Annotated in this window: 21 protein-coding genes; 18 read left to right on the top strand and 3 right to left on the bottom strand. The window is 62.8% G+C overall.

All coding sequences use genetic code 11. The annotated features are described in order from the left end of the window. The first annotated feature begins 85 nt into the window (after window positions 1–85). From tilS to ispD, 6 genes are all read left to right on the top strand, one after another. Window positions 86–1,369 (top strand): tRNA lysidine(34) synthetase TilS, encoded by a 1,284-nt coding sequence (tilS, locus tag AB7M33_RS02870; protein ID WP_454242395.1) that lies wholly within the window; start codon window positions 86–88, stop codon window positions 1,367–1,369. Between the two features lie 268 nt (window positions 1,370–1,637). Next, window positions 1,638–3,266: a CTP synthase gene (locus tag AB7M33_RS02865; RefSeq protein WP_454242394.1), complete on the top strand. Its 1,629-nt coding sequence runs from the start codon at window positions 1,638–1,640 to the stop codon at window positions 3,264–3,266. 3 nt (window positions 3,267–3,269) lie between these two features. Then, the gene (gene kdsA, locus AB7M33_RS02860) at window positions 3,270–4,115 is read left to right on the top strand and encodes a 3-deoxy-8-phosphooctulonate synthase (protein WP_027595809.1); all 846 of its coding nucleotides are present in this window, start codon (window positions 3,270–3,272) and stop codon (window positions 4,113–4,115) included. Between the two features lie 154 nt (window positions 4,116–4,269). Beyond that, the gene (gene eno / locus AB7M33_RS02855) at window positions 4,270–5,559 is read left to right on the top strand and encodes a phosphopyruvate hydratase (protein ID WP_454242393.1); all 1,290 of its coding nucleotides are present in this window, start codon (window positions 4,270–4,272) and stop codon (window positions 5,557–5,559) included. 169 nt (window positions 5,560–5,728) lie between these two features. After that, window positions 5,729–6,010: a cell division protein FtsB gene (gene ftsB / locus AB7M33_RS02850; protein WP_004375443.1), complete on the top strand. Its 282-nt coding sequence runs from the start codon at window positions 5,729–5,731 to the stop codon at window positions 6,008–6,010. Continuing rightward, window positions 6,007–6,714, top strand: coding sequence for a 2-C-methyl-D-erythritol 4-phosphate cytidylyltransferase (gene ispD, locus AB7M33_RS02845; RefSeq protein ID WP_238216380.1), 708 nt, complete (start codon window positions 6,007–6,009; stop codon window positions 6,712–6,714). Before ftsB ends, ispD begins: the two co-directional genes overlap by 4 nt. A gap of 116 nt (window positions 6,715–6,830) precedes the next feature. On the opposite strand, the gene AB7M33_RS02840 is transcribed toward ispD, so the two are convergent. Further along, on the bottom strand, window positions 6,831–7,727 hold the full coding sequence (locus tag AB7M33_RS02840; protein ID WP_027595812.1) for a LysR substrate-binding domain-containing protein: 897 nt from the start codon (window positions 7,725–7,727) through the stop codon (window positions 6,831–6,833). A 107-nt stretch (window positions 7,728–7,834) separates the two neighbouring features. Between AB7M33_RS02840 and AB7M33_RS02835 the strand changes: the two genes are divergently transcribed. From AB7M33_RS02835 to rpoS, 8 genes are all read left to right on the top strand, one after another. Continuing rightward, window positions 7,835–8,947: an S-(hydroxymethyl)glutathione dehydrogenase/class III alcohol dehydrogenase gene (locus AB7M33_RS02835; protein WP_027595813.1), complete on the top strand. Its 1,113-nt coding sequence runs from the start codon at window positions 7,835–7,837 to the stop codon at window positions 8,945–8,947. An 8-nt stretch (window positions 8,948–8,955) separates the two neighbouring features. After that, entirely contained in the window at window positions 8,956–9,810 is an 855-nt protein-coding gene (gene fghA, locus AB7M33_RS02830) for an S-formylglutathione hydrolase (protein WP_454242392.1), read from the top strand. Between the two features lie 65 nt (window positions 9,811–9,875). Beyond that, the gene (ispF, locus tag AB7M33_RS02825) at window positions 9,876–10,349 is read left to right on the top strand and encodes a 2-C-methyl-D-erythritol 2,4-cyclodiphosphate synthase (protein WP_027595815.1); all 474 of its coding nucleotides are present in this window, start codon (window positions 9,876–9,878) and stop codon (window positions 10,347–10,349) included. Further along, window positions 10,346–11,404, top strand: a complete 1,059-nt coding sequence (truD, locus tag AB7M33_RS02820) for a tRNA pseudouridine(13) synthase TruD (protein ID WP_265968613.1) — start codon at window positions 10,346–10,348, stop codon at window positions 11,402–11,404. Before ispF ends, truD begins: the two co-directional genes overlap by 4 nt. Continuing rightward, window positions 11,392–12,141: a 5'/3'-nucleotidase SurE gene (surE, locus tag AB7M33_RS02815; RefSeq protein WP_454242391.1), complete on the top strand. Its 750-nt coding sequence runs from the start codon at window positions 11,392–11,394 to the stop codon at window positions 12,139–12,141. Before truD ends, surE begins: the two co-directional genes overlap by 13 nt. A 35-nt stretch (window positions 12,142–12,176) precedes the next feature. Further along, the gene (locus AB7M33_RS02810) at window positions 12,177–12,815 is read left to right on the top strand and encodes a protein-L-isoaspartate(D-aspartate) O-methyltransferase (protein ID WP_172960402.1); all 639 of its coding nucleotides are present in this window, start codon (window positions 12,177–12,179) and stop codon (window positions 12,813–12,815) included. A 186-nt stretch (window positions 12,816–13,001) separates the two neighbouring features. Continuing rightward, complete coding sequence (locus AB7M33_RS02805) at window positions 13,002–13,859, top strand: peptidoglycan DD-metalloendopeptidase family protein (RefSeq protein WP_027595819.1); 858 nt, start codon at window positions 13,002–13,004, stop codon at window positions 13,857–13,859. 108 nt (window positions 13,860–13,967) lie between these two features. Further along, the gene (gene rpoS, locus AB7M33_RS02800; RefSeq protein ID WP_027595820.1) at window positions 13,968–14,975 is read left to right on the top strand and encodes an RNA polymerase sigma factor RpoS; all 1,008 of its coding nucleotides are present in this window, start codon (window positions 13,968–13,970) and stop codon (window positions 14,973–14,975) included. Window positions 14,976–15,624: 649 nt separating this feature from the next. On the opposite strand, the gene fdxA is transcribed toward rpoS, so the two are convergent. Continuing rightward, complete coding sequence (fdxA, locus tag AB7M33_RS02795; protein WP_027595821.1) at window positions 15,625–15,948, bottom strand: ferredoxin FdxA; 324 nt, start codon at window positions 15,946–15,948, stop codon at window positions 15,625–15,627. A gap of 140 nt (window positions 15,949–16,088) precedes the next feature. Next, window positions 16,089–18,662, bottom strand: coding sequence for a DNA mismatch repair protein MutS (mutS, locus tag AB7M33_RS02790; protein WP_027595822.1), 2,574 nt, complete (start codon window positions 18,660–18,662; stop codon window positions 16,089–16,091). A gap of 132 nt (window positions 18,663–18,794) precedes the next feature. On the opposite strand from mutS, the gene AB7M33_RS02785 reads away from it, so the two are divergent. The 4 genes from AB7M33_RS02785 (at window position 18,795) to recX (ending at window position 22,116) form a co-directional block, all read left to right on the top strand. Then, window positions 18,795–19,916 carry a hypothetical protein gene (locus tag AB7M33_RS02785; RefSeq protein ID WP_454242390.1) on the top strand — a complete coding sequence of 374 codons (1,122 nt, stop codon included), beginning with the start codon at window positions 18,795–18,797 and terminating at the stop codon, window positions 19,914–19,916. 54 nt (window positions 19,917–19,970) lie between these two features. Next, on the top strand, window positions 19,971–20,453 hold the full coding sequence (locus AB7M33_RS02780; protein ID WP_085272752.1) for a CinA family protein: 483 nt from the start codon (window positions 19,971–19,973) through the stop codon (window positions 20,451–20,453). A 103-nt stretch (window positions 20,454–20,556) separates the two neighbouring features. Next, entirely contained in the window at window positions 20,557–21,624 is a 1,068-nt protein-coding gene (recA, locus tag AB7M33_RS02775; RefSeq protein WP_027595825.1) for a recombinase RecA, read from the top strand. 21 nt (window positions 21,625–21,645) lie between these two features. After that, complete coding sequence (gene recX / locus AB7M33_RS02770; RefSeq protein ID WP_027595826.1) at window positions 21,646–22,116, top strand: recombination regulator RecX; 471 nt, start codon at window positions 21,646–21,648, stop codon at window positions 22,114–22,116. The last annotated feature ends 66 nt before the right edge of the window (window positions 22,117–22,182 follow it).

Genomic DNA, 22,182 nt, shown 5'->3' with positions numbered 1-22,182 from the left:
GTCGTATGGCAAGGGCTTCGCCCTTGTTCGCGGGGCAAGCCCGCTCCCACAGTGCCCCGGCGATTGCGAATCATGTGAGGCGCCCTTGATCAACCTCACCCCCTGGCTCCAAGCCCCCGCCTGGCACATCGCCTTCTCTGGCGGCCTGGACTCCACCGTCCTGCTGCACCTGCTGGCCGATTACGCCCGCACCCATCCCGCGCCCCCGTTGCGCGCCATCCATATCCATCACGGCCTGCAGCCCGCCGCTGACGCGTGGCCAGCCCACTGCGAGCACGTCTGCGCCAACCTCGGCGTCGAACTTCGTGTGGTCCACGTCCAGGTTGCCCCCGGCGCCAGTCTCGAACAGGCGGCCCGCGATGCCCGTTACGCGGCATTCACGAAGGTAGTCGGCCCCGGTGAGGTGCTGTTCACCGGCCAGCACCGCGATGACCAAGCCGAAACCCTGCTGTTTCGTTTGCTGCGCGGTGCCGGGCTACGTGGCCTGACCGCGATGCCGGCGCAGCGTCCGCTGGGGCAGGGCAGCCTGGCCAGGCCGTTGCTGGCGATAGCCCGCCAGCAGCTGCACGCGTATGCCCACGCCCAAGGCTTGACCTGGATCGAAGACCCCTCGAACAGCGACACCGCCTTTGCCCGCAACTATTTGCGCGGCGAAGTGTTCCCGGTGTTGCAGCAGCGTTGGCCCGAAGCCAGCCAGAACCTTGCCCGTTGCGCAGAGCACCTGGGCGAAGCGCAGTGTTTGCTGGACGAGGTGGCTCAGGCTGATCTGGCCAAGGCCGAGGAGGTGGCTGCCGCTGCATGGGTGGGGCTGGACTCCCTGGCGCTTGCGGTGCTCGCGGCGTTGTCACCCGCTCGTCAGCGCAATGCCCTGCAATACTGGCTCAGCCATCGCACCCGGCTGCCGGATGCGCGCCATTGGGCTGGCTGGGCCGACCTGCGCGATGCCGCAGCCGACGCCCAGCCGACCTGGCGCTTAGCCGACGGCCGGTTGCTGCGCAGCAACGGCCGTATCTGGTGGCTGAGCGGTGACTGGCTGCAGGCGCCGCAAGGCGAATTCGCCTGGGCAGACTCGGCTTGCGAGCTGGCCTTGCCGGGCAACGGCAGCGTTCGGCTGACTGCGCCCAAGCCCCTGGCGGGCCTGACTGTCCGCTATCGCCAGGGCGGTGAAGTGCTTGAGCTTGCCGGGCGCGGTCGACGCGACCTCAAACGCCTGCTCAACGAGCTGCAGGTGCCGCCTTTCGTGCGTTCGCGCCTGCCCTTGCTGTATCAGGGCGAGCGCTTGCTGGCCGTGGCCAACCTGCCGGCACTGGCGCAGGCAGATTGCCAACTGCACTGGCAGTTACCGACGAACGCGCAAGGTTTGAGCTGAAGGGTACATTCCGGTAGACTACCCTCCCTTCTTGATACAACTTCTGTGGGTTCCTCGAAAACACAGCAGTTGCCGATTACCACGCAGTTTTTTGCTGGGCTGATTCTGGAAATGACGAGCGAGCTCCATGCCGGGGATACCCTGGTTTGTACAGACGCGGCAGTTTTTCGAGATGCACTGTGATTGACGCAGGTGATCGGGGGCTTCGGCCTTCCTTCGCTTTCTCCGGCGGCGCTGGCCGCCTTAACGCAGACTTCTAGGGTTTTTCATGACGCGCTACATATTCGTCACGGGCGGTGTTGTTTCTTCATTGGGGAAAGGCATTGCCTCGGCTTCCCTGGCGGCCATCCTGGAAGCGCGGGGACTCAAGGTCACCATGCTCAAGCTGGATCCGTACATCAACGTCGATCCTGGCACCATGAGTCCGTTCCAGCACGGTGAAGTCTTCGTCACCCAGGACGGCGCCGAGACTGACCTTGACCTGGGCCACTACGAGCGGTTCATCCGCACGACCATGACCCAGAACAACAACTTCACCACCGGCCGTATCTACGAGCACGTGCTGCGCAAGGAGCGCCGTGGTGACTACCTGGGCGCGACCATCCAGGTCATCCCGCACATCACCGACGAGATCAAGCGTCGCATCATCAAGGGCGCCGGCGATGCCGACGTGGCCCTGGTTGAAATCGGCGGTACGGTCGGCGACATCGAGTCGCAGCCGTTCCTCGAGGCCATCCGCCAGTTGCGTTTCGAAGTCGGCGCCAAGCGCGCGATGCTGATGCACCTGACCCTGGTCCCGTACATCGCTACCGCAGGTGAAACCAAGACCAAGCCAACCCAGCACTCGGTCAAGGAGCTGCGCTCCATCGGCCTGCAGCCTGACGTGCTAGTGTGCCGCTCCGATCACCCGATCGATAGCTCGTCACGCCGCAAGATCGCCCAGTTCACCAACGTCGAAGAGCGTGCGGTGATCGCACTGGAAGACGCAGATACCATCTACAAGATTCCGGGCATCCTGCATGCCCAGGGCCTGGATGACTTCGTCACCGAGCGTTTCGGCCTGCAGTGCGACAGCGCCGACCTGTCCGAGTGGGACAAGGTCGTCGATGCCAAGCTCAACCCAGAGCACGAAGTGACCATCGCCATGGTCGGCAAGTACATGGAGCTGCTGGATGCGTACAAGTCGCTGATCGAAGCGATGAGCCACGCCGGCATCACCAACCGTACCAAGGTCAACCTGCGCTACATCGATTCCGAAGACATCGAGAACCAAGGCACCAGCCTGCTCGAAGGCGCCGACGCCATTCTGGTACCGGGCGGTTTCGGCCTGCGCGGTGTCGAAGGCAAGATCACTGCGGTGCAATACGCCCGTGAGAACAAAGTGCCTTACCTGGGTATCTGCCTGGGCATGCAAGTTGCCGTGATCGAGTTCGCCCGTAACGTGATGGGCTGGAAAGACGCCAACTCCACCGAGTTCGACCGCAACAGCGGCCACCCGGTTGTCGGCCTGATCACCGAGTGGGCCGATTCTACCGGCGCCGTCGAGACCCGTACCGAAGCTTCCGACCTGGGCGGCACCATGCGCCTGGGCGCGCAGGACTGCCAGATCGTCTCGGGCTCCAAGGTTCACGATTGCTACGGCAAGGACGTGATCACCGAGCGTCACCGCCACCGCTACGAAGTGAACAACAACCTGCTGCCACAACTGGTCGACGCTGGCCTGGTGGTTTCCGGTCGTTCCGAAGACGGCGCGCTGGTTGAAGTGGTCGAGTCCAAGGACCACCCATGGTTCGTCGCTTGCCAGTTCCACCCAGAGTTCACCTCGACCCCGCGTGACGGCCACCCGCTGTTCAGCGGTTTCGTTAAGGCAGCCCTGGCTCAGAAGAACAAGGCCTGATCAATGACCCAGAAGATCATTCGCGTCGGTAACATCGAGATCGCCAACGACAAGCCGTTCGTCCTGTTCGGCGGCATGAACGTCCTGGAATCCCGTGACCTGGCAATGAAGGTCTGCGAAGAGTACGTGCGGGTCACCGAGAAGCTCGGTATCCCGTATGTGTTCAAGGCCAGCTTCGACAAGGCTAACCGTTCGTCGGTGACGTCCTACCGTGGCCCAGGCATGGAAGAGGGGCTGAAGATCTTCGAGGAGATCAAGCGCACCTTCAACGTGCCGGTGATCACCGACGTGCACGAGCCTTACCAGGCCGAGCCGGTGGCCAAGGTCTGCGACATTATCCAGTTGCCGGCCTTCCTGTCGCGCCAGACTGACCTGGTGGTGGCCATGGCCAAGACCGGCGTGGTGATCAACATCAAGAAGGCCCAATTCCTCGCGCCCCAGGAGATGCAACACATCCTGGCCAAGTGCGAAGAGGCGGGTAACGACCAGTTGATCCTCTGCGAGCGTGGTTCGAGCTTCGGCTACAACAACCTGGTGGTGGACATGCTCGGCTTCGGCATCATGAAGCAGTTCGAGTACCCGGTCTTCTTCGACGTGACCCATGCCCTGCAGATGCCGGGCGGTCGCTCGGACTCTGCCGGTGGCCGTCGCGCCCAGGTCACCGACCTGGCCAAGGCTGGCATGAGCCAAGGCCTGGCCGGCCTGTTCCTCGAGGCTCACCCTGATCCGGACAATGCCAAGTGCGATGGCCCTTGCGCCTTGCGCCTGGACAAGCTGGAGCCGTTCCTGACCCAGCTCAAGCAACTGGACGAGCTGGTGAAAAGTTTTCCGACGGTAGAAACCGCGTAAAGCTCATTTCTCGGGTAAAGTACCGCCCGTTCTCTCCCTGACCAAACGGTCAGGGAGCGCTTTCATCAGGCCTGCCTGCTGCATACCCCGCCTGATGAAGTGCAAGGATTTCCTAAGCTGCGTTGTTTTCGTCAATTCTGGAGTGCTTACAACAATGGCAAAAATCGTCGACATCAAAGGTCGTGAAGTTCTCGATTCGCGTGGCAACCCCACCGTGGAAGCCGATGTACTGCTCGACAACGGCATCATCGGCAGTGCTTGCGCGCCGTCCGGTGCTTCCACCGGCTCGCGCGAAGCGCTGGAGCTGCGTGATGGCGACAAGAGCCGTTACCTGGGCAAGGGCGTGCTGAAAGCCGTCGCCAACATCAACGGCCCGATTCGCGACCTGCTGCTGGGCAAGGACCCTTCCGACCAGAAGGCTCTGGACCGCGCCATGATCGACCTGGACGGTACCGAGAACAAAGCCAAGCTGGGCGCCAACGCCATCCTGGCTGTTTCCCTGGCTGCCGCCAAGGCCGCTGCCCAGGACCAGGACCTGCCGCTGTACGCGCACATCGCCAACCTGAACGGCACCCCGGGCCAGTACTCGATGCCGGTTCCGATGATGAACATCATCAACGGTGGCGAGCACGCCGACAATAACGTCGACATCCAGGAGTTCATGGTGCAGCCGGTTGGCGCCAAGACCTTCTCCGATGGCCTGCGCATGGGCACCGAAATCTTCCATCACCTGAAGGCTGTACTGAAGGCTCGCGGCCTGAACACTGCCGTCGGTGACGAAGGTGGCTTTGCGCCGAACCTGGCGTCTAACGAAGACGCGCTGGCCGCCATCGCCGAAGCCGTTGAAAAAGCCGGCTACAAGCTGGGCACCGACGTGACCCTGGCCCTGGACTGCGCAGCGTCCGAGTTCTATGAAGACGGCAAGTACAACCTGTCTGGCGAAGGCAAGTCGTTCGACGCCGAAGGCTTTGCCGAGTACCTGAAAGGCCTGACCGAGCGCTTCCCGATCATCTCGATCGAAGACGGCTTGGACGAGTCCGACTGGGCTGGCTGGAAGATCCTCACCGACAAGATCGGCGAGAAGGTGCAACTGGTCGGTGACGACCTGTTCGTGACCAACACCAAGATCCTCAAGGAAGGCATCGAGAAGGGCATCGGTAACTCGATCCTGATCAAGTTCAACCAGATCGGCTCGCTGACCGAGACCCTGGAAGCCATCCAGATGGCCAAGGCTGCAGGCTACACCGCGGTGATTTCGCACCGTTCCGGTGAAACCGAAGACTCGACCATTGCCGACCTGGCTGTAGGCACCGCTGCTGGCCAGATCAAGACCGGCTCGCTGTGCCGTTCCGACCGCGTCTCCAAGTACAACCAACTGCTGCGCATCGAAGAGCAACTGGGTGCCAAGGCGGTTTACCGTGGTCGTACCGAGTTTCGCGGTTAAGCAAGAGATGGTAAAAAGACAGCAGCCGGAGCTGTAGGAGCTTTCGTACTGAATTTTCCTACACTTGCAAAGGGTTTCTGTCGACGAAGCCTGGCCTCGGCCAGGCTTCGTGCTATTCGAGGCCCCGAAGTGAACAGTAAGCGGCGGTCTTTTTAACCTGGATACCTTGATGCGCAGTCCCTATTGGTTGTTCCTCGTTCTGCTTCTGCTGTTGGGTGGCCTGCAGTACCGCCTGTGGGTGGGCAATGGCAGCCTGGCGCAAGTGACCGAGCTCAAGCAGCAGATCGCCGAGCAGCACGCCGAAAACGAGCGTCTGCTTGAGCGTAACCGCGTGCTTGACGCAGAAGTCCTGGAGTTGAAGAAAGGTATGGAGACCGTGGAAGAACGGGCTCGTCATGAATTGGGGATGGTCAAAGAGGGTGAAACCCTCTTCCAGTTGCCGCAAAAATGACTGACACATTACCGGCCTTCTGGGCCGTGATTCCTGCTGCGGGCGTGGGTGCCCGCATGGCTGCCGACCGCCCCAAGCAGTACTTGCAACTGGGTGGGCAGACCCTTCTCGAGCATAGCCTCGACTGTTTTCTTGGCCATCCAACGCTCAAGGGCGTGGTGGTCAGCATTGCCGCAGACGACCCTTACTGGCCCAGCCTGCGCTGTGCCAGCGACCCGCGCATCCAGCGCGCGGCGGGCGGTCGCGAGCGTGCCGACTCGGTACTCAACGCGTTGCTGTTGCTGCATGCCCAAGGGGCTTCGGACAGCGACTGGGTGCTGGTGCACGATGCCGCGCGGCCGAACCTGGCGCGCAGTGACCTGGACAAGCTGCTGTCGGAGCTGGCAGATGACCCGGTGGGTGGCCTGTTGGCGGTACCGGCGCGCGATACGTTGAAGCGTGCCGACAGCCATGGCCGGGTGAGCGCTACCGTAGACCGCAGCACCATCTGGCAGGCGTATACGCCGCAGATGTTCCGCCTGGGGGCCTTGCACCGCGCGTTGGCCGAGTGCCTGGTGTCGGATGTGGTGGTCACCGACGAGGCTTCGGCCATCGAGTGGTCCGGCCAGGCGCCGCGGCTGATCGAAGGGCGCAGCGATAACATCAAGGTGACCCGGCCGGAAGACCTTGAGTGGTTGCGCCAGCGCTGGGCGGGGCGCCGCTGACACTGTAATCCTGTGCTGGCCTCTTCGCGGGCAAGCCCGCTCCTACAGGGAGTTGCGATCTCTTGTAGGAGCGGCCTTGTGTCGCGAAAGGGCCGCAAAGCGGCCCAAGCGCACTATCAAGCCACACGATATTCTGGCAACCCCGCCAACCCTTCCTTCAGATAATCCACCAGCCGCCTTACCTTCGGCGACAGATGCCGCTGCTGCGGGTACAACGCCCACACCGCCGTATTCGGCGGCTGATGCCCCTCCAGCAGCGATACCAGTGCCCCCGTGTTCAGGTGCTCCAGCACGTAATAGTCCGGCAACTGGCACAAGCCCATCCCCAGCAACGCGGCGTCGAGCACAGCCTGCCCGCTGTTGCAGCGCCAGTTTCCCTGCACCCGCTGGCTGATCTCGCGGCCATCCTGCTGCAGCGCCCACAAGTCCGAACTGCCAATCAGGCAGTTGTGCCGCGCCAGTTCCGACAGGCTGTGCGGCCGGCCGTAACGCTCCAGATACGCCGGTGAGGCGCACAGGTACATGCGCCGCGGCGCCAGGCGGGCGGCAACCAGCCTGGAGTCGGCAAGCCGGCCGAGGCGAATAGCCAGGTCCATGCCTTCATGCAGCAGGTCCAGCGTGCGGTTGCTCAGTTCCACTTCCACCCTCAACTGCGGGTACAGCGCCATGAAGCGCGTCACCAGCGGCACGATGAAACGCTCGCCATAGGCCACCGCACAGGTCATGCGCAGCAGCCCCTTGGGCTCGCTGGCCAGGTCGCCCATTGCCCGCAGGGCTTCTTCACGGCCATCTTGCAGGCGTTGGCAATGCTGCAGAAAGGTCTGCCCGGCCTCACTCAGGGTGACGCGCCGGGTGCTGCGGTACAGCAGCCGCGTCTGCAGGCGCTCTTCCAGGCGGGCGATCTGCCGGCTGATGTGCGAAGACGATACGCCCAGGCGCTCCGCCGCCGCGGTGAACTGGCCAGACTCGGCCACCGCCACAAATTCGTCGATGCCTTCCCAGCGGCTACTCATTGATTGTCCCTGTGCAGCAATAATGTTTTGTCTTTGCCTGGATTATTCATCAAAACACCCTGAATTACACTGCAAGACTGAATTGACCCCTTGTCTGGAGACCGTTGATGATCAAGTCCCGTGCTGCCGTAGCCTTCGAAGCCAAGAAACCCCTGGAAATCGTCGAAGTGGACGTGGCCATGCCCAAGGCCGGCGAAGTGCTGCTGCGCGTGGTTGCCAGCGGTGTCTGCCATACCGACGCCTACACCCTGTCCGGCGCCGACCCGGAGGGTATCTTCCCGTCGATCCTTGGCCACGAAGGCGGCGCGATCGTCGAGGCAGTGGGCGAGGGCGTGACCTCGGTGGCCGTGGGTGACCATGTGATCCCGCTGTACACCCCTGAGTGCGGCCAGTGCAAATTCTGCCGTTCGGGCAAGACCAACCTGTGCCAGGCCATCCGCGCCACCCAGGGCAAGGGCCTGATGCCAGACGGCACCACGCGCTTCTCGTATAAAGGCCAGCAGCTGTTCCACTACATGGGCACCTCGACCTTCTCCGAGTACACCGTGCTGCCAGAAATCTCCGTGGCCAAGATCCAGAAGGAAGCCCCGCTGGAGAAGGTCTGCCTGCTCGGCTGTGGCGTCACCACCGGTATCGGCGCGGTCATCAACACCGCCAAGGTCCAGCCGGGTGACACCGTGGCCATCTTCGGCCTCGGCGGCATCGGCCTGTCGGCGATCATTGGCGCCGTCAAGGCCAAGGCCTCGCGCATCATCGCCATCGACATCAACCCAGCCAAGTTCGAGATCGCTCGTCAGCTGGGTGCCACCGATTGCATCAACCCGAAAGAATACGACCGCCCGATCCAGGAAGTGATCGTCGACCTCACCGACGGCGGCGTGGACTTCTCCTTCGAGTGCATCGGCAACGTCCAGCTGATGCGTGCGGCCCTGGAATGCTGCCACAAGGGGTGGGGCGAGTCGGTCATCATCGGCGTTGCCGGTGCCGGCCAGGAAATCGCCACCCGTCCGTTCCAGCTGGTCACCGGTCGCGTCTGGCGCGGCTCGGCGTTCGGTGGCGTACGCGGCCGCAGCGAGCTGCCAAGCTATGTCGAAATGGCCGAGAAGGGCGAGATCCCGCTGGACACCTTCATCACCCACACCATGGGCCTGGAAGACATCAACAAGGCCTTCGACCTGATGCATGAAGGCAAGAGCATCCGCAGCGTGATCCACTTCTGAGGTCTGCCATGAGCCTGGACAACATTTCTTGCCAGAAAAGCTTCGGCGGCTGGCACAAGCGGTACCGGCACCCGTCCAAGGTGCTTGGCTGCGACATGGTGTTCGCGGTGTATCTGCCTCCTCAGGCCGAACAGGGGGCCAAGCTGCCGGTGCTGTACTGGCTAAGCGGCCTGACCTGCACCGACGAGAACTTCATGCAGAAGGCCGGCGCCCAGCGCCTGGCCGCCGAGCTTGGGTTGATCATCGTTGCGCCCGACACCAGCCCGCGTGGCGAGCAGGTGCCGGGCGACCCGGATGGCGCCTGGGACTTTGGCCTGGGGGCCGGCTTCTACCTCAATGCCACCCAGCAACCGTGGGCGCAGCACTACCGCATGCATGACTACGTGGTAGAGGAGTTGCCCGCGCTGATCGAGGCGCACTTCCCGGCCTCGGACCAGCGCAGCATCAGTGGCCACTCGATGGGCGGGCATGGCGCATTGGTGTGCGCCTTGCGTAACCCGGGGCGCTACCGTTCGATCTCGGCGTTCTCGCCGATCAGCAACCCGATGGACTGCCCGTGGGGTGAAAAGGCCTTCAGCCGCTACCTGGGCGAGGACCGTGCGCGTTGGCGCGAGTGGGATGCCAGCGTGCTGCTGGCCGAGACAGCCGCGGGCAGCTGCCCGCCGTTGCTGGTGGACCAGGGCGACCGTGATGACTTCCTCGAGAAGCAGCTCAAGCCTGAGGCACTGGAGCAGGCCGCGCGCAAAGGGGGGCATGCACTGACCCTGCGCCTGCAGCCTGGCTATGACCATAGCTACTACTTCATCGCCAGCTTCATCGAAGACCACGTGCGCCATCATGCGAAGGCGCTGGGCCGGGTGTAAGGCGCAGCCCCAATACCGCACAAAGCAGGTAGAATCACGCCCTGACTCAATCAGGGCGTTTTTCTATGCGTATTGGCCACGGCTACGATGTGCACCGTTTCTGCGACGGTGATTTCATTACCCTGGGCGGGGTCCGTATCCCCCACAAACACGGCCTCCTGGCCCACTCCGACGGTGACGTGCTGCTGCACGCCCTGAGCGATGCCTTGCTGGGCGCTGCGGCGCTGGGTGATATCGGCAAGCACTTCCCCGACACCGACCCGCAGTTCAAGGGTGCCGATAGCCGTGCCTTGCTGCGTCATGTGGTCGCTATCGTCCAGGCCAAGGGCTGGAAGGTGGGCAATGTCGACGCCACCATCGTTGCCCAGGCGCCGAAAATGGCGCCGCACATCGAGACCATGCGCCAACTGATCGCCGAAGACCTGCAAGCCGAGCTCGACCAGGTCAACGTCAAAGCGACCACCACTGAAAAGCTGGGCTTCACCGGCCGTGAGGAGGGGATTGCCGTGCATGCGGTCGCCCTGTTGCTGCCAGCATGACCGAACTGGAACTGCTGGGCCCGCGTGCATCGGGTGAAGCGCTGGGCACTGCGGTGCTCAAGGCTGTGGCTGAAGACTTCCAGGTCGACGAGGTGCTGGATATCCCGCTGTCGGGCCAGGGTGAGCACCTGTGGTTGTGGGTCGAAAAGCGCGACCTCAACACCGAAGAAGCGGCCCGCCGATTGGCCCGCGCCGCAGGCGTGCCGGCCCGTTCGATCAGCTATGCCGGGCTCAAGGACCGCCAGGCCCTGACCCGTCAGTGGTTCAGCCTGCACCTGCCCGGCAAGGCCGACCCGGACCTGTCGCGTGCCGAGGATGCCAGCCTGCGCGTGCTCAAGCAGGTGCGTCACCAGCGCAAGCTGCAGCGTGGCGCGCATTCGGCCAACGGCTTCACCCTGCGCCTGACGGCCCTGGCGGCCGATCACGCTGCGCTGGACGCGCGCCTGGAGGCGCTCAAGCAGCACGGCGTGCCGAACTACTTCGGCAGCCAGCGGTTTGGCCATGGCGGCGGTAATGTCCATGACGCGCTCGACTGGGCGGCCCGCAAGGCGCTGCCAGAGCAACGCAATGTGCGTTCGCGTTTGCTTTCGGCAGGGCGCAGCTACCTGTTCAACCAGATTCTCGCCGCCCGTGTTGCCGACGGCAGCTGGGCCCGTGCGCAAGTCGGGGACCTGCTGGCCTTCACCGATAGCCGTAGTTTCTTTCCCGCGACCGAGCAGGAATGTACCGATCCGCGCTTGGCGATTCTCGACCTGCATCCCACCGGTGCGCTGTGGGGCGAGGGCGAAACCCCCGCCGCAGGTGCCACTGCCGCGTTGGAAAGCGCAGTCGCCGCGCGGCAGCCGGCACTGTGCCATTGGCTGGCCCAGGCGGGCATGGATCACGAACGGCGCATTCTGCGGCTCCCTATTGGCGGCCTGACGTGGCATTATCCCGAGCCTGATATCCTGCAACTGGAATTCGTCCTTCCGGCCGGATGCTTCGCCACCGTGGTGGTGCGCGAAGTCGTGGATCTGGTGTCGGCAGGGCAGACGGACAGCCCATGCGTATTCTGATTTCGAACGACGACGGTGTTACCGCACCTGGCCTCGCCGCGCTGCACGCTGCGCTGGTGGATTATGCCGAGTGCGTGGTAATCGCCCCGGAGCAAGACAAGAGCGGCGCCAGCAGTTCGCTGACGCTGGACCGGCCGCTGCATCCGCAGACCCTGGCCAACGGTTTCATCAGCCTGAATGGCACGCCCACCGATTGCGTGCACCTGGGGCTCAATGGCCTGTTGCCGCAGGCCCCAGACATGGTGGTGTCGGGGATCAACCTGGGCGCGAACCTGGGCGACGACGTGCTGTATTCGGGCACCGTCGCCGCTGCGTTGGAAGGCCGCTTTTTGGGCAACACGTCGCTGGCGTTTTCGTTGCTCTCGCGCCAGCCGGACAACCTGCCCACGGCGGCCTACATCGCCCGCCGGCTGGTGGAGGCGCAGTCGCGTCTCACACTGCCGCCGCGCACCGTGCTCAACGTCAATATCCCCAACCTGCCGTTGGAGCACATCCGCGGCATCCAGCTCACCCGCCTCGGTCACCGGGCGCGGGCGGCGGCGCCGACCAAGGTGGTCAACCCGCGCGGCAAGGAGGGGTACTGGATTGCCGTGGCCGGCGATGCCGAAGACGGTGGCCCGGGCACGGACTTCCACGCGGTGATGCAAGGCTATGTATCGATCACACCGCTGCAGCTTGACCGCACCTTCAACGATGCTTTCGAACAGCTCGACGGTTGGCTGGAGGGCCTGCTCTGATGCGTGAGGACGATATGTTGCGCCGGGGTATCGGCATGACCTCCCAACGGACCCGGGAGCGGCTGATCCAGCGCCTGTGCGAAGAAGGCGTGGCGAACCCCAAGGTGCTCGACGCGATCCGCCGCACCCCGCGCCACCTGTTCGTCGACGAGGCCCTGGCGCATCGCGCCTACGAAGACACGGCGCTGCCGATCGGCCACAACCAGACCATCTCGCAGCCGTTCATGGTTGCGCACATGAGCGAGCTGCTGCTTGAGGCCGGGCCGCTCGACAAGGTGCTGGAGATCGGCACAGGCTCCGGCTACCAGACGGCGATACTTGCCCAGCTGGTGGAGCGGGTGTTCTCGGTGGAGCGCATCAAGGTGCTGCAGGATCGCGCCAAGGAGCGCCTGGTAGAGCTGAACCTGCGTAACGTGGTGTTTCGCTGGGGCGATGGTTGCGAGGGCTGGCAGGCGCTGGCGCCCTACAACGGCATCATCGTCACTGCCGTGGCGCCCGAGGTGCCACAGGCACTGCTCGATCAACTGGCGCCGGGGGGGCGCATGGTGATTCCGGTGGGCCCGGCAGGCGAGACACAGCAGTTGATGCTGATCGTGCGTGAGGAGCATGGGTTCTCCCGGCGTGTGCTAGGCGCCGTGCGCTTCGTGCCATTGCTCAATGGCCCGCTGGCCTGAACCACGGAATATTTACGGCAGCGACGAATTCTTGCGCCATTGCCCTGTCTATCTGGCGGGGTGATCTGCTATAGCTCTAGTGGCCTTTGCAGCCGTCCACCCAATACAGGTGGGCTCGGTTATAATTGCAACAATATTGCATTTCTTATCGTTATTTCGGTATTCGGCACCATGAGGGGAGCGCGGGTGGGTCACACAGTCATTCGGCAGCGCAAGGATTGGGCGGGTTTCAAGCTTCTGGTGATTGCACTGGCCATGGGCACCTTGCTGGCGGGTTGTTCCAGCACCAGCTCGACAAGCGCGCGGGTGGTCGACCGTAACAATGCAGCGCCCAAGCGGCCGACGGTGACTTCCGGTCAGTACATCGTCAAGCCGGGCGATACGTTGTTCTCCATCGCCTTCCGTTACGGCTGGGACTACAAGGAGCTGGCCGCCCGCAACGGCATCCCGGCGCCTTACACCATTCGCCCTGGCCAGCCGATTCGCTTCAGCAGCGGCGCCACGGGTAGCACCACGGTGGTGTCCAACCCTTCGTCCTCGAGCAAAACCACGGTCATTCGTCGCCCCGTTGGTAGCACCAGCACCGCCCCCAGCGGTAGCACCAAGCCGGCTACGACGGCCCCGACAACCAGTGCGCCGGTGGTCGCCACCGTGCCGGCCGCAGAGCGCGCGGTAGGCGGTTGGACCTGGCCGGCCAATGGCGTGCTAATTGGAAAATTTGCTTCAAACGGTAGTTTGAATAAAGGCATTGATATCGCCGGTGATTTGGGACAGCCTGTTTTTGCTGCGTCTGATGGTGCAGTGGTTTACGCCGGGAGTGGCTTGCGGGGCTACGGCGAGCTGATCATCATCAAGCACAGCGATACCTACGTCAGTGCCTACGGTCACAACCGCAGGCTGTTGGTTCGGGAGGGGCAGCAGGTCAAGGCTGGGCAGTCGATTGCTGAAATGGGGTCCACGGGCACTGATCGGGTGAAGCTGCATTTCGAGATTCGCCGCCAGGGCAAACCCGTCGATCCGCTCCAGTTCCTGCCACGTCGTTGATTGTTGTACCTGGCCTGTTCCTCTGATGTAGAGGGGACAGGCTCCAGCGCTGCCAGGGATACAGGTGCCGCTCGAGTCTGAGTTCGAACTCAGCAAAGGACTATAACAATGGCTCTCAATAAAGAAGCGCCGGAGTTTGACATCGACGATGACGTCCTCCTGATGGAGACGGGCATCGTTTTGGAAACGGATGTGGTGTCAGACGAACCTGCTGTATCTTCGGTTCGGACAAGGGCCAAGACCGGCTCTTCGCTCAAGCAGCACAAGTACATCGATTACACTCGGGCACTTGATGCTACTCAGTTGTACCTCAATGAGATTGGATTCTCGCCTCTGCTGTCGCCAGAAGAGGAAGTGCATTTTGCGCGCCTGTCGCAAAAAGGCGACCCCGCCGGCCGCAAGCGCATGATCGAAAGCAACCTGCGCCTGGTTGTAAAAATTGCCCGTCGTTATGTGAATCGTGGCCTGTCGTTGCTCGACCTGATCGAGGAGGGCAACCTGGGGTTGATTCGTGCGGTCGAGAAATTCGACCCGGAACGTGGTTTCCGTTTCTCGACCTATGCGACCTGGTGGATTCGCCAGACCATCGAACGGGCGATCATGAACCAGACCCGTACCATTCGCCTACCGATCCATGTGGTCAAGGAGCTCAACGTCTACCTGCGCGCTGCGCGGGAGCTGACCCAGAAGCTCGATCACGAGCCCTCGCCAGAAGAAATCGCCACCTTGCTGGAGAAGCCTGTCGCTGAGGTCAAGCGGATGCTGGGGCTGAACGAGCGGGTGTCTTCGGTGGATGTTTCGCTCGGGCCGGACTCGGACAAGACCCTGCTCGATACCCTTACCGATGACCGCCCAACCGACCCGTGTGAGCTGCTGCAGGACGACGACCTGTCGCAGAGCATCGATCAGTGGCTGGGTGAGCTGACCGACAAGCAGCGTGAAGTGGTGGTGCGCCGCTTTGGCCTGCGTGGGCATGAGAGCAGCACCCTGGAAGATGTTGGCCTGGAGATCGGCCTGACGCGTGAGCGTGTACGGCAGATCCAGGTAGAGGGGCTCAAGCGCTTGCGCGAGATCCTCGAGAAGAATGGCCTGTCTAGCGAGTCGTTGTTCCAGTAACAAGCTGTTCGCCAGCATAAGACGCCCCGATAGCCTCGGGGCGTTTTTGTGTGCGCGGTGCAGCGCAGAATAACGCGCCTCCCTGTAAACGCGCCCCCCCTGTAGGAGCAGCCTTGTGCTGCGAAGAGGCCGGTGGCAACAGTGCAAATTCGCGCTGGGATCACTGGCCTCTTCGCAGCACAAGGCTGCTCCTACAGGGGTGATGCAAGGGTCAGAAACGCAGATTCGCCATCCAGCATTTGTGTACCGCGCCACCCCAGTAACATCGCGTGTAAGAGATCGCTTACTTGTTTTGTAAGCTATCTATGCAACCAACAGTAAATCATTGTCGTTTTCAGCTCCGCCGTAATCCCAACTCATTGAAAATCATGGATTATTTGGATGTGAGGAAAAGTGTCCGCGGTAATATCTTGAGAGGTGCCTCGGTTGTCTCGCCCGCTGAAGTCGCTAGTATTCGAACTGTGCACACGGACATGCACAGGCTTTCAGGGAGAAGGCCAAGGACATCGCAAGAAGCGATTTCATCAGGATGATGTTTGGGACAATCAGGGACTACGGAAAAAAATGTGGGCGGGTCATACCGCCCCTTTTTTTGCCTGCTGAAAATGAAAAAAAGGCCCGAATGGGCCTTTTTCGTATCCGCGCGCTATCAGCGCTCCAGATCTGCAATCTTGCCAGTCTTGCCATCCCACTCTTCAGCGTCCGGCAGGGCGTCCTTACGCTCGGTGATGTTTGGCCAGATTTCCGCCAGTTCGGCGTTCAGCTCGATGAAGTTTTCCATGCCCGATGGCACTTCGTCTTCCGAGAAGATGGCTTGCGCTGGGCATTCCGGCTCACACAGTGCGCAGTCGATGCACTCGTCCGGGTGGATGACCAGGAAGTTCGGGCCTTCGTAGAAGCAGTCCACCGGACAGACTTCCACGCAGTCGGTGTATTTGCATTTGATGCAGTTGTCGGTGACGACGAAGGTCATTTCTAGTTCTCTCCTCAGGCGACGGCGGCGGCCCTTCCTCTCGGGGCCGCGCGGTTTACGGGTATGTGGCTGCAGGCCAGGCTAATAACCTGCAGCACCAGCAAACCGCGGCGGATTCTACCAGCTTGTAGTGGGCGCCGTTATAACAGGTTCTTTAGTTGATATAGCATTTCGATAGCTTGGCGCGGGGTCATGTCGTCCAGGTCCAGCTTGCCCAGCTTCTCGATGGCCGGGTGTGGCAGGCTGGCGAACAGATCGCTCTGGTGCGGGACGTGTGGCTCATCCTTGGCCTGCTTGCCCAGCGGCTGCTCGTGCGGCAGGCTCGCGGTTTCCAGGCGGCCCAGGTGCTCGCGGGCGCGCTGAATGACCGGTGTGGGCACGCCGGCCAGTTGTGCCACGGCCAGGCCGTAGCTTTGGCTGGCAGGGCCTGGCAGCACATGGTGCAGGAAGACGATGCGCTCGTTGTGCTCGGTGGCGTTCAGGTGCACGTTGGCCACCAACGGCTCGTTTTCCGGCAGTACAGTGAGCTCGAAGTAGTGCGTGGCGAACAGCGTGTAAGCACGCAACTGGGCCAGGCGCTCGGCGGCGGCCCAGGCCAGCGACAGGCCATCGAAGGTGCTGGTGCCGCGGCCGACTTCGTCCATCAGCACCAGGCTGCGGTCGGTGGCGTTGTGCAGAATGTTGGCGGTTTCACTCATCTCGACCATGAAGGTCGAGCGCCCGCCGGCCAGGTCGTCGCTGGAGCCGATGCGGGTGAAGATGCGGTCGACCAACGACAGCTCGCACTGGGCTGCCGGCACGAAACTGCCGATGTGCGCCATCAACACGATCAAGGCGGTCTGGCGCATGTAGGTAGATTTACCGCCCATGTTCGGGCCGGTAATGATCAGCATGCGGGTGCTGTTGTCCAGGTTCAGGTCGTTGGCCACGAACGGCGTGGTCAGTACCTGCTCGACCACCGGGTGACGGCCCTGGTCGATGCGCAAGCACGGCTCGTCGACGAAGCGAGGGCAGTTCAGGTCGAGGTTCAGGGCACGCTCGGCGAGGTTGCTCAGCACATCCAGTTCGGCCAAGGCGGCAGCGCTGTCTTGCAGCGGTGCCAGGTGGCTGATCAGGGTTTCGAGCAGGGCATCGTAAAGCATCTTCTCGCGGGCCAGGGCGCGGCTCTTGGCCGACAGTGCCTTGTCCTCGAACGCCTTGAGCTCTGGGGTGATGAAGCGCTCCGCACCCTTGAGGGTCTGGCGGCGAATGTAGTCGCCCGGGGCTTGTTCGGCCTGCTTGGTCGGCAGCTCGATGAAGTAGCCATGCACGCGGTTGTAGCCGACCTTGAGATTGGCCAGGCCTGTACGGGCTTTTTCACGGGCTTCCAGGTCGATCAGGAACTGGCCAGCGTTCTCGCTGATCGCGAGCAACTCGTCCAGCTCATTGTCGTAGCCGGCCTTGAGCACGCCGCCATCACGGATTACCGCGGGCGGATTGTCGATGATCGCCCGCTCCAGCAGGCTGGCCAGCTCTGGGTAGGTGCCGGTAATGGCGGCCAGGCGCGCCAGGTGCGGGGCTTCCAGCTCGGCCATGGCGTTTTGCAGCTCGGGCAGGGCGCCGAGGGCATCACGCAGGCGTGCGAGGTCGCGTGGGCGGGCATTGCGCAGGCCGATACGGGCGAGGATCCGCTCGATATCGCCAATTTCCTTGAGCTGCGGCTGCAGTTTTTCGAAACGGTAGCCGTCGAGCAGGCAACGGATCGAATCCTGGCGCGCCTGCAGGACCTTGAGGTCACGCAGTGGGCGGTTCAGCCAGCGGGTCAGCAAGCGGCTGGCCATGGCGGTCTGGCAGCGGTCGATCACCGACTGCAGGGTATTGTCGCGCCCGCCCGCCAGGTTGACGTCCAGCTCCAGGTTGCGGCGGCTGGCGCCATCCAGGATGACCGTGTCGTCCAGGCGCTCGTGGCGCAGGCTGCGCAGGTGTGGCAGGGCGGTGCGCTGGGTTTCCTTGGCGTAGGTCAGCAGGCAGCCGGCGGCGCCGATGGCCAGGGTTAGCTTGTCGCAGCCAAAGCCTTTGAGGTCCTTGGTCGCGAATTGCTGGCACAGGGCCTTGCGCGCCGAATCGCGGTCGAAGTCCCATGGGGCGCGGCGGCGCGCGCCAGGGCGTTTTTCGGCCGGCAGGTCGCGTGGCCAGTCGTCGGGGATCAGCAGTTCGACCGGGTTGAGGCGGTCGAGCTCGGCCAGCAGGTTTTCCCAGCCTTTGATCTCTTGCACGCCGAAGTTGCCACTGGTGATGTCCAGCACCGCCAGGCCAAACAGGCGTTCATCGCCCAGCAGCGCGGCAATCAGGTTGTCGCGGCGCTCGTCGAGCAGTGCTTCGTCGCTGACCGTGCCGGGGGTGATGATGCGCACCACCTGGCGCTCTACCGGGCCCTTGCTGGTTGCCGGGTCGCCAATCTGTTCGCAGATCACCACCGATTCGCCGAGCTTGACCAGTTTGGCCAGGTAGCCTTCCAGCGAATGGAACGGAATGCCGCACATGGGAATGGACTGGCCGGCCGACTGGCCGCGCGCGGTCAGGGTGATATCCAGCAGTTTTGCGGCTTTCTTCGCATCTTCGTAGAAGATCTCGTAGAAATCGCCCATGCGGTAGAACATCAGCTGGTCCGGGTGCTGGTTTTTCAGCTTCCAGTACTGCTGCATCATCGGGGTGTGTGCGGAGAGATCTGACATTCAGGGCCTTACAGCGGGTGATCTGGTTGGCGATGGTAAAACCGGCAATGGTACAGGCTTTTTCATCCAGATGCAGGCGGCCGCAATGGGGCATGTGCGCGCAGTTCGGCGGGCCATCATGGAGCTTCGTCCTTGACTGCACTAGAATGCGCGGCCTTTTGGAATGCCCCTAGCCGTGACGTAGTGATGAACCTGTCCAGCCGTATCCCTTATGTAAAGCAGCAACTGATCTACCTCCTGTACGGTGATCGGCGGATTTACCAGCTGGAAGCCAAGCTCAGCATCCTCACCGCCCTGGCGCGCTGCAAGCCGGCGGAGCTGCCGGTGATTCGTGTGTTGACCGACCAGCCGCAAGCATTCGCCGGTTGGCCGGTAGAGGTGATCGCGCTGGATGACGCGACCCTGCAGGCCTGGACCGGGGAGGGCGGCTACACCCATCGGCGCAAGGCCTGCGCCATTGCGCAGGCTGCGCAGTGGGCGGACAAGACTGTGTTCATCGACACCGACACGGTGTTCCTGCAGTCACCGCTGAAGCTGTTTGGCCAGGTGGATGCTGGGCAGTACCTGGTGGACGAGGTCGAGATGCGCTGGGCCGAGGCGTCGCACCGTGAGGACTACCTCGGCTTCAGCGCAGGGCTTGCGCGTGCGGGCGCTGTGCCGAGCGACGACCTGCGGCTGTGCAACAGCGGTGTCCTGGGCTTCACCCGTGAGAATGCCGGCATTGCCGAACGGGCCATCCAGCGCATCGATGCATGGACGCCTTACGCCCGTGAGTTGCACACCATCGAGCAGATCGCCTTTTCGTTCGAGTTGCAGGGCGTGCAGATCAACCAGGCGCGTGGCGTGATCAGCCACTACTTTGCGATGAAGCAGTACATCCACGCCATTCTGGAGATTTTCTTCGCCCGCCACGGCGAGCGCTTTACGCCGAAGATGCCTGGCCTGGCCTTGAAGGTGCCTGCGCATCGCCCGGTGCCATCCTGGCTCAACCGCCTTTCGGTCAAGTGGAGCCTTACGCGCGTGCCCCCAGAGCTCCGGGGTGTCGGCCGCAAGCTTTTATATGGCAGTGTTATCGGCAGCGATGATTACCAGCGCGCCTGCAAGGTGGTCTGGTGGCGTTCGGCGATTGAGGACATGCGCCATTTGCGTGGCCTGGACTGGACCCAGGGCTGGCCAGCCGGCCTACCGCGTCTTGGGCGGCGCGACGAGCGTGCGTTTAGCGCCATTGCCCGCGATAGCCTGAAGGTTTCCTGAAGCCGCGCCGCGCATGGGGTGGTAGGGTAGTGCGCAGTCTTCAAGGAGCCTGACATGGACCCGATCACCGCACTTTCCGCCCGCCTGGGCGAGCACCTGCGCCGCTTCAATGCCCAGGTGACCACCGCCGAATCCTGCACGGGCGGTGGCATCGCCGAGGCCATTACCCGCATCCCCGGGAGTTCGGCCTGGTTCGAGGCCGGGTACGTGACCTACTCCAATGCCCAGAAGACCCGCCAGCTGGGGGTGCCCGCGGCACTGTTCGGCCAGGTGGGGGCGGTCAGCCAGGAGGTGGTCGAAGCCATGGCCCGCGGGGCGCAGGCGGCCAGCGGCGCGCGCTTTGCGGTGGCGGTGAGCGGTGTGGCCGGGCCGGACGGTGGCTCGCCGGCAAAACCGGTGGGTACCGTATGGCTGGCCTGGGCCGATGGCAGCCGTGTCTTCAGCGAGCGCCGCCAGTTCGACGGCGACCGTGATGCGGTGCGCCGACAAACGGTGATCGCCGCGTTAGACGGCTTGTTACAGCTTGGTGCCGAGTAAATCGACGACAGGGGTTTGCGCGCGCGCTTCGCTGTGGAATAATACTGGCTACTTATACAGGTATTCCGGCCATCAGGGCCAAGTCGAACACGTGAGGGTTTCAATGGACGACAACAAGAAACGCGCCTTGGCTGCGGCCCTGGGTCAGATCGAACGCCAATTCGGCAAAGGCGCAGTCATGCGCATGGGCGACCACGAGCGCACCGGCATCCCGGCTATCTCCACCGGTTCCCTGGGCCTGGACATCGCCCTCGGCATTGGCGGCCTGCCAAAAGGCCGTATCGTCGAAATCTACGGCCCGGAGTCCTCGGGTAAAACCACGCTGACCCTGTCGGTCATCGCCGAAGCCCAGAAGAACGGCGCTACCTGCGCCTTCGTCGACGCCGAGCACGCCCTCGACCCGGAATACGCCGGCAAGCTGGGCGTCAATGTCGACGACCTGCTGGTGTCGCAGCCAGACACCGGTGAGCAGGCGCTGGAAATTACCGACATGCTGGTGCGCTCCAACGCGGTCGACGTGATCATCGTCGACTCCGTGGCAGCCTTGGTGCCCAAGGCCGAGATCGAAGGCGAGATGGGTGACATGCACGTGGGCCTGCAGGCTCGTCTGATGTCCCAAGCGCTGCGCAAGATCACCGGTAACATCAAGAACGCCAACTGCCTGGTCATCTTCATCAACCAGATCCGTATGAAGATCGGCGTGATGTTCGGCAGCCCGGAAACCACCACCGGTGGTAACGCCCTGAAGTTCTACGCCTCTGTGCGCCTGGACATCCGCCGTACCGGCGCGGTCAAGGAAGGCGACGAAGTGGTCGGCAGCGAAACCCGCGTCAAGATCGTCAAGAACAAGGTCTCGCCGCCGTTCCGTCAGGCTGAGTTCCAGATCCTCTACGGCAAGGGTATCTACCGCAACGGCGAAATCATCGACCTGGGTGTTTCTCAGGGGCTGGTGGAGAAATCCGGTGCCTGGTACGCCTACCAGGGCAACAAGATCGGCCAAGGCAAAGCCAACGCCGCCAAGTACCTGGCTGAGAACCCGGCCATTGGTGCCGAGATCGAGAAGCAGATCCGCGAGAAGCTGCTCAAAGCCGGTGCTGCCGCCGAAGCGGGCAAAGCTGCCGCTGCCGAAGCCAGTGCCGACGACGTGGCTGATGCCGACGCCGGTTATTGATCACTGTTGTAGATAGCGACTATGTCCGCCGTACTCGACACCCCCGTCGCCATTCGGCGGACAGCCATGGACCTGCTCGCGCGACGTGAGCATGGTCGCGTCGAGCTGACGCGCAAACTGCGTCAGCGAGGCGCTCTGGATGAGATGATCGAGCCTGAGCTCGATCGGCTCGCCGAAGAAGGGTTGCTCAGCGAAGCCCGCTACCTCGAAAGCTTCATCAGGTACCGCTCCAATTCCGGCTATGGCCCTGCGCGTATACGCGAAGAGCTGGGCCAGCGTGGCCTGGACCGTGGCGATATCGATCAGGCGTTACGGGAAAGCGGTGTGGATTGGGCGCAGCGTTTGATGGATGTCTGGCAACGCAAGTTTGCTGGGCAACGCCCGCATGACCCCCGCAGCCGTGCCCAGCAAACTCGATTCCTTGCCTACCGTGGGTTCTCCCTGGAAATGATCGGCCGCCTGCTCAGCGGTCGGGATCTCGACGACTACTAAAACGGTGTGAGAGCCGGCTTCGCCGGTGATCGCTGGAAAGCTAGCTCCCACAAGGTTGCTCCGACG

The sequence above is a fragment of the Pseudomonas sp. Y3 TE3536 genome (assembly GCF_053629175.1).
Note: the sequence above shows the minus strand (reverse complement) of the source record. Positions and strands in the feature narration are given on the sequence as shown.

What these genes read in the sequence shown, in the direction of transcription:
- AB7M33_RS02840 (WP_027595812.1), bottom strand. Translation starts at nt 7,727, where the DNA reads ATGAGTAGCCGCTGGGAAGGCATCGACGAATTTGTGGCGGTGGCCGAG.
- rpoS (WP_027595820.1), top strand. Translation starts at nt 13,968, where the DNA reads ATGGCTCTCAATAAAGAAGCGCCGGAGTTTGACATCGACGATGACGTC.
- AB7M33_RS02810 (WP_172960402.1), top strand. Translation starts at nt 12,177, where the DNA reads ATGACCTCCCAACGGACCCGGGAGCGGCTGATCCAGCGCCTGTGCGAA.
- surE (WP_454242391.1), top strand. Translation starts at nt 11,392, where the DNA reads ATGCGTATTCTGATTTCGAACGACGACGGTGTTACCGCACCTGGCCTC.
- ispD (WP_238216380.1), top strand. Translation starts at nt 6,007, where the DNA reads ATGACTGACACATTACCGGCCTTCTGGGCCGTGATTCCTGCTGCGGGC.
- fghA (WP_454242392.1), top strand. Translation starts at nt 8,956, where the DNA reads ATGAGCCTGGACAACATTTCTTGCCAGAAAAGCTTCGGCGGCTGGCAC.
- ispF (WP_027595815.1), top strand. Translation starts at nt 9,876, where the DNA reads ATGCGTATTGGCCACGGCTACGATGTGCACCGTTTCTGCGACGGTGAT.
- AB7M33_RS02780 (WP_085272752.1), top strand. Translation starts at nt 19,971, where the DNA reads ATGGACCCGATCACCGCACTTTCCGCCCGCCTGGGCGAGCACCTGCGC.
- mutS (WP_027595822.1), bottom strand. Translation starts at nt 18,662, where the DNA reads ATGTCAGATCTCTCCGCACACACCCCGATGATGCAGCAGTACTGGAAG.
- recX (WP_027595826.1), top strand. Translation starts at nt 21,646, where the DNA reads ATGTCCGCCGTACTCGACACCCCCGTCGCCATTCGGCGGACAGCCATG.
- eno (WP_454242393.1), top strand. Translation starts at nt 4,270, where the DNA reads ATGGCAAAAATCGTCGACATCAAAGGTCGTGAAGTTCTCGATTCGCGT.
- kdsA (WP_027595809.1), top strand. Translation starts at nt 3,270, where the DNA reads ATGACCCAGAAGATCATTCGCGTCGGTAACATCGAGATCGCCAACGAC.
- AB7M33_RS02835 (WP_027595813.1), top strand. Translation starts at nt 7,835, where the DNA reads ATGATCAAGTCCCGTGCTGCCGTAGCCTTCGAAGCCAAGAAACCCCTG.
- fdxA (WP_027595821.1), bottom strand. Translation starts at nt 15,948, where the DNA reads ATGACCTTCGTCGTCACCGACAACTGCATCAAATGCAAATACACCGAC.
- ftsB (WP_004375443.1), top strand. Translation starts at nt 5,729, where the DNA reads ATGCGCAGTCCCTATTGGTTGTTCCTCGTTCTGCTTCTGCTGTTGGGT.
- truD (WP_265968613.1), top strand. Translation starts at nt 10,346, where the DNA reads ATGACCGAACTGGAACTGCTGGGCCCGCGTGCATCGGGTGAAGCGCTG.
- AB7M33_RS02865 (WP_454242394.1), top strand. Translation starts at nt 1,638, where the DNA reads ATGACGCGCTACATATTCGTCACGGGCGGTGTTGTTTCTTCATTGGGG.
- recA (WP_027595825.1), top strand. Translation starts at nt 20,557, where the DNA reads ATGGACGACAACAAGAAACGCGCCTTGGCTGCGGCCCTGGGTCAGATC.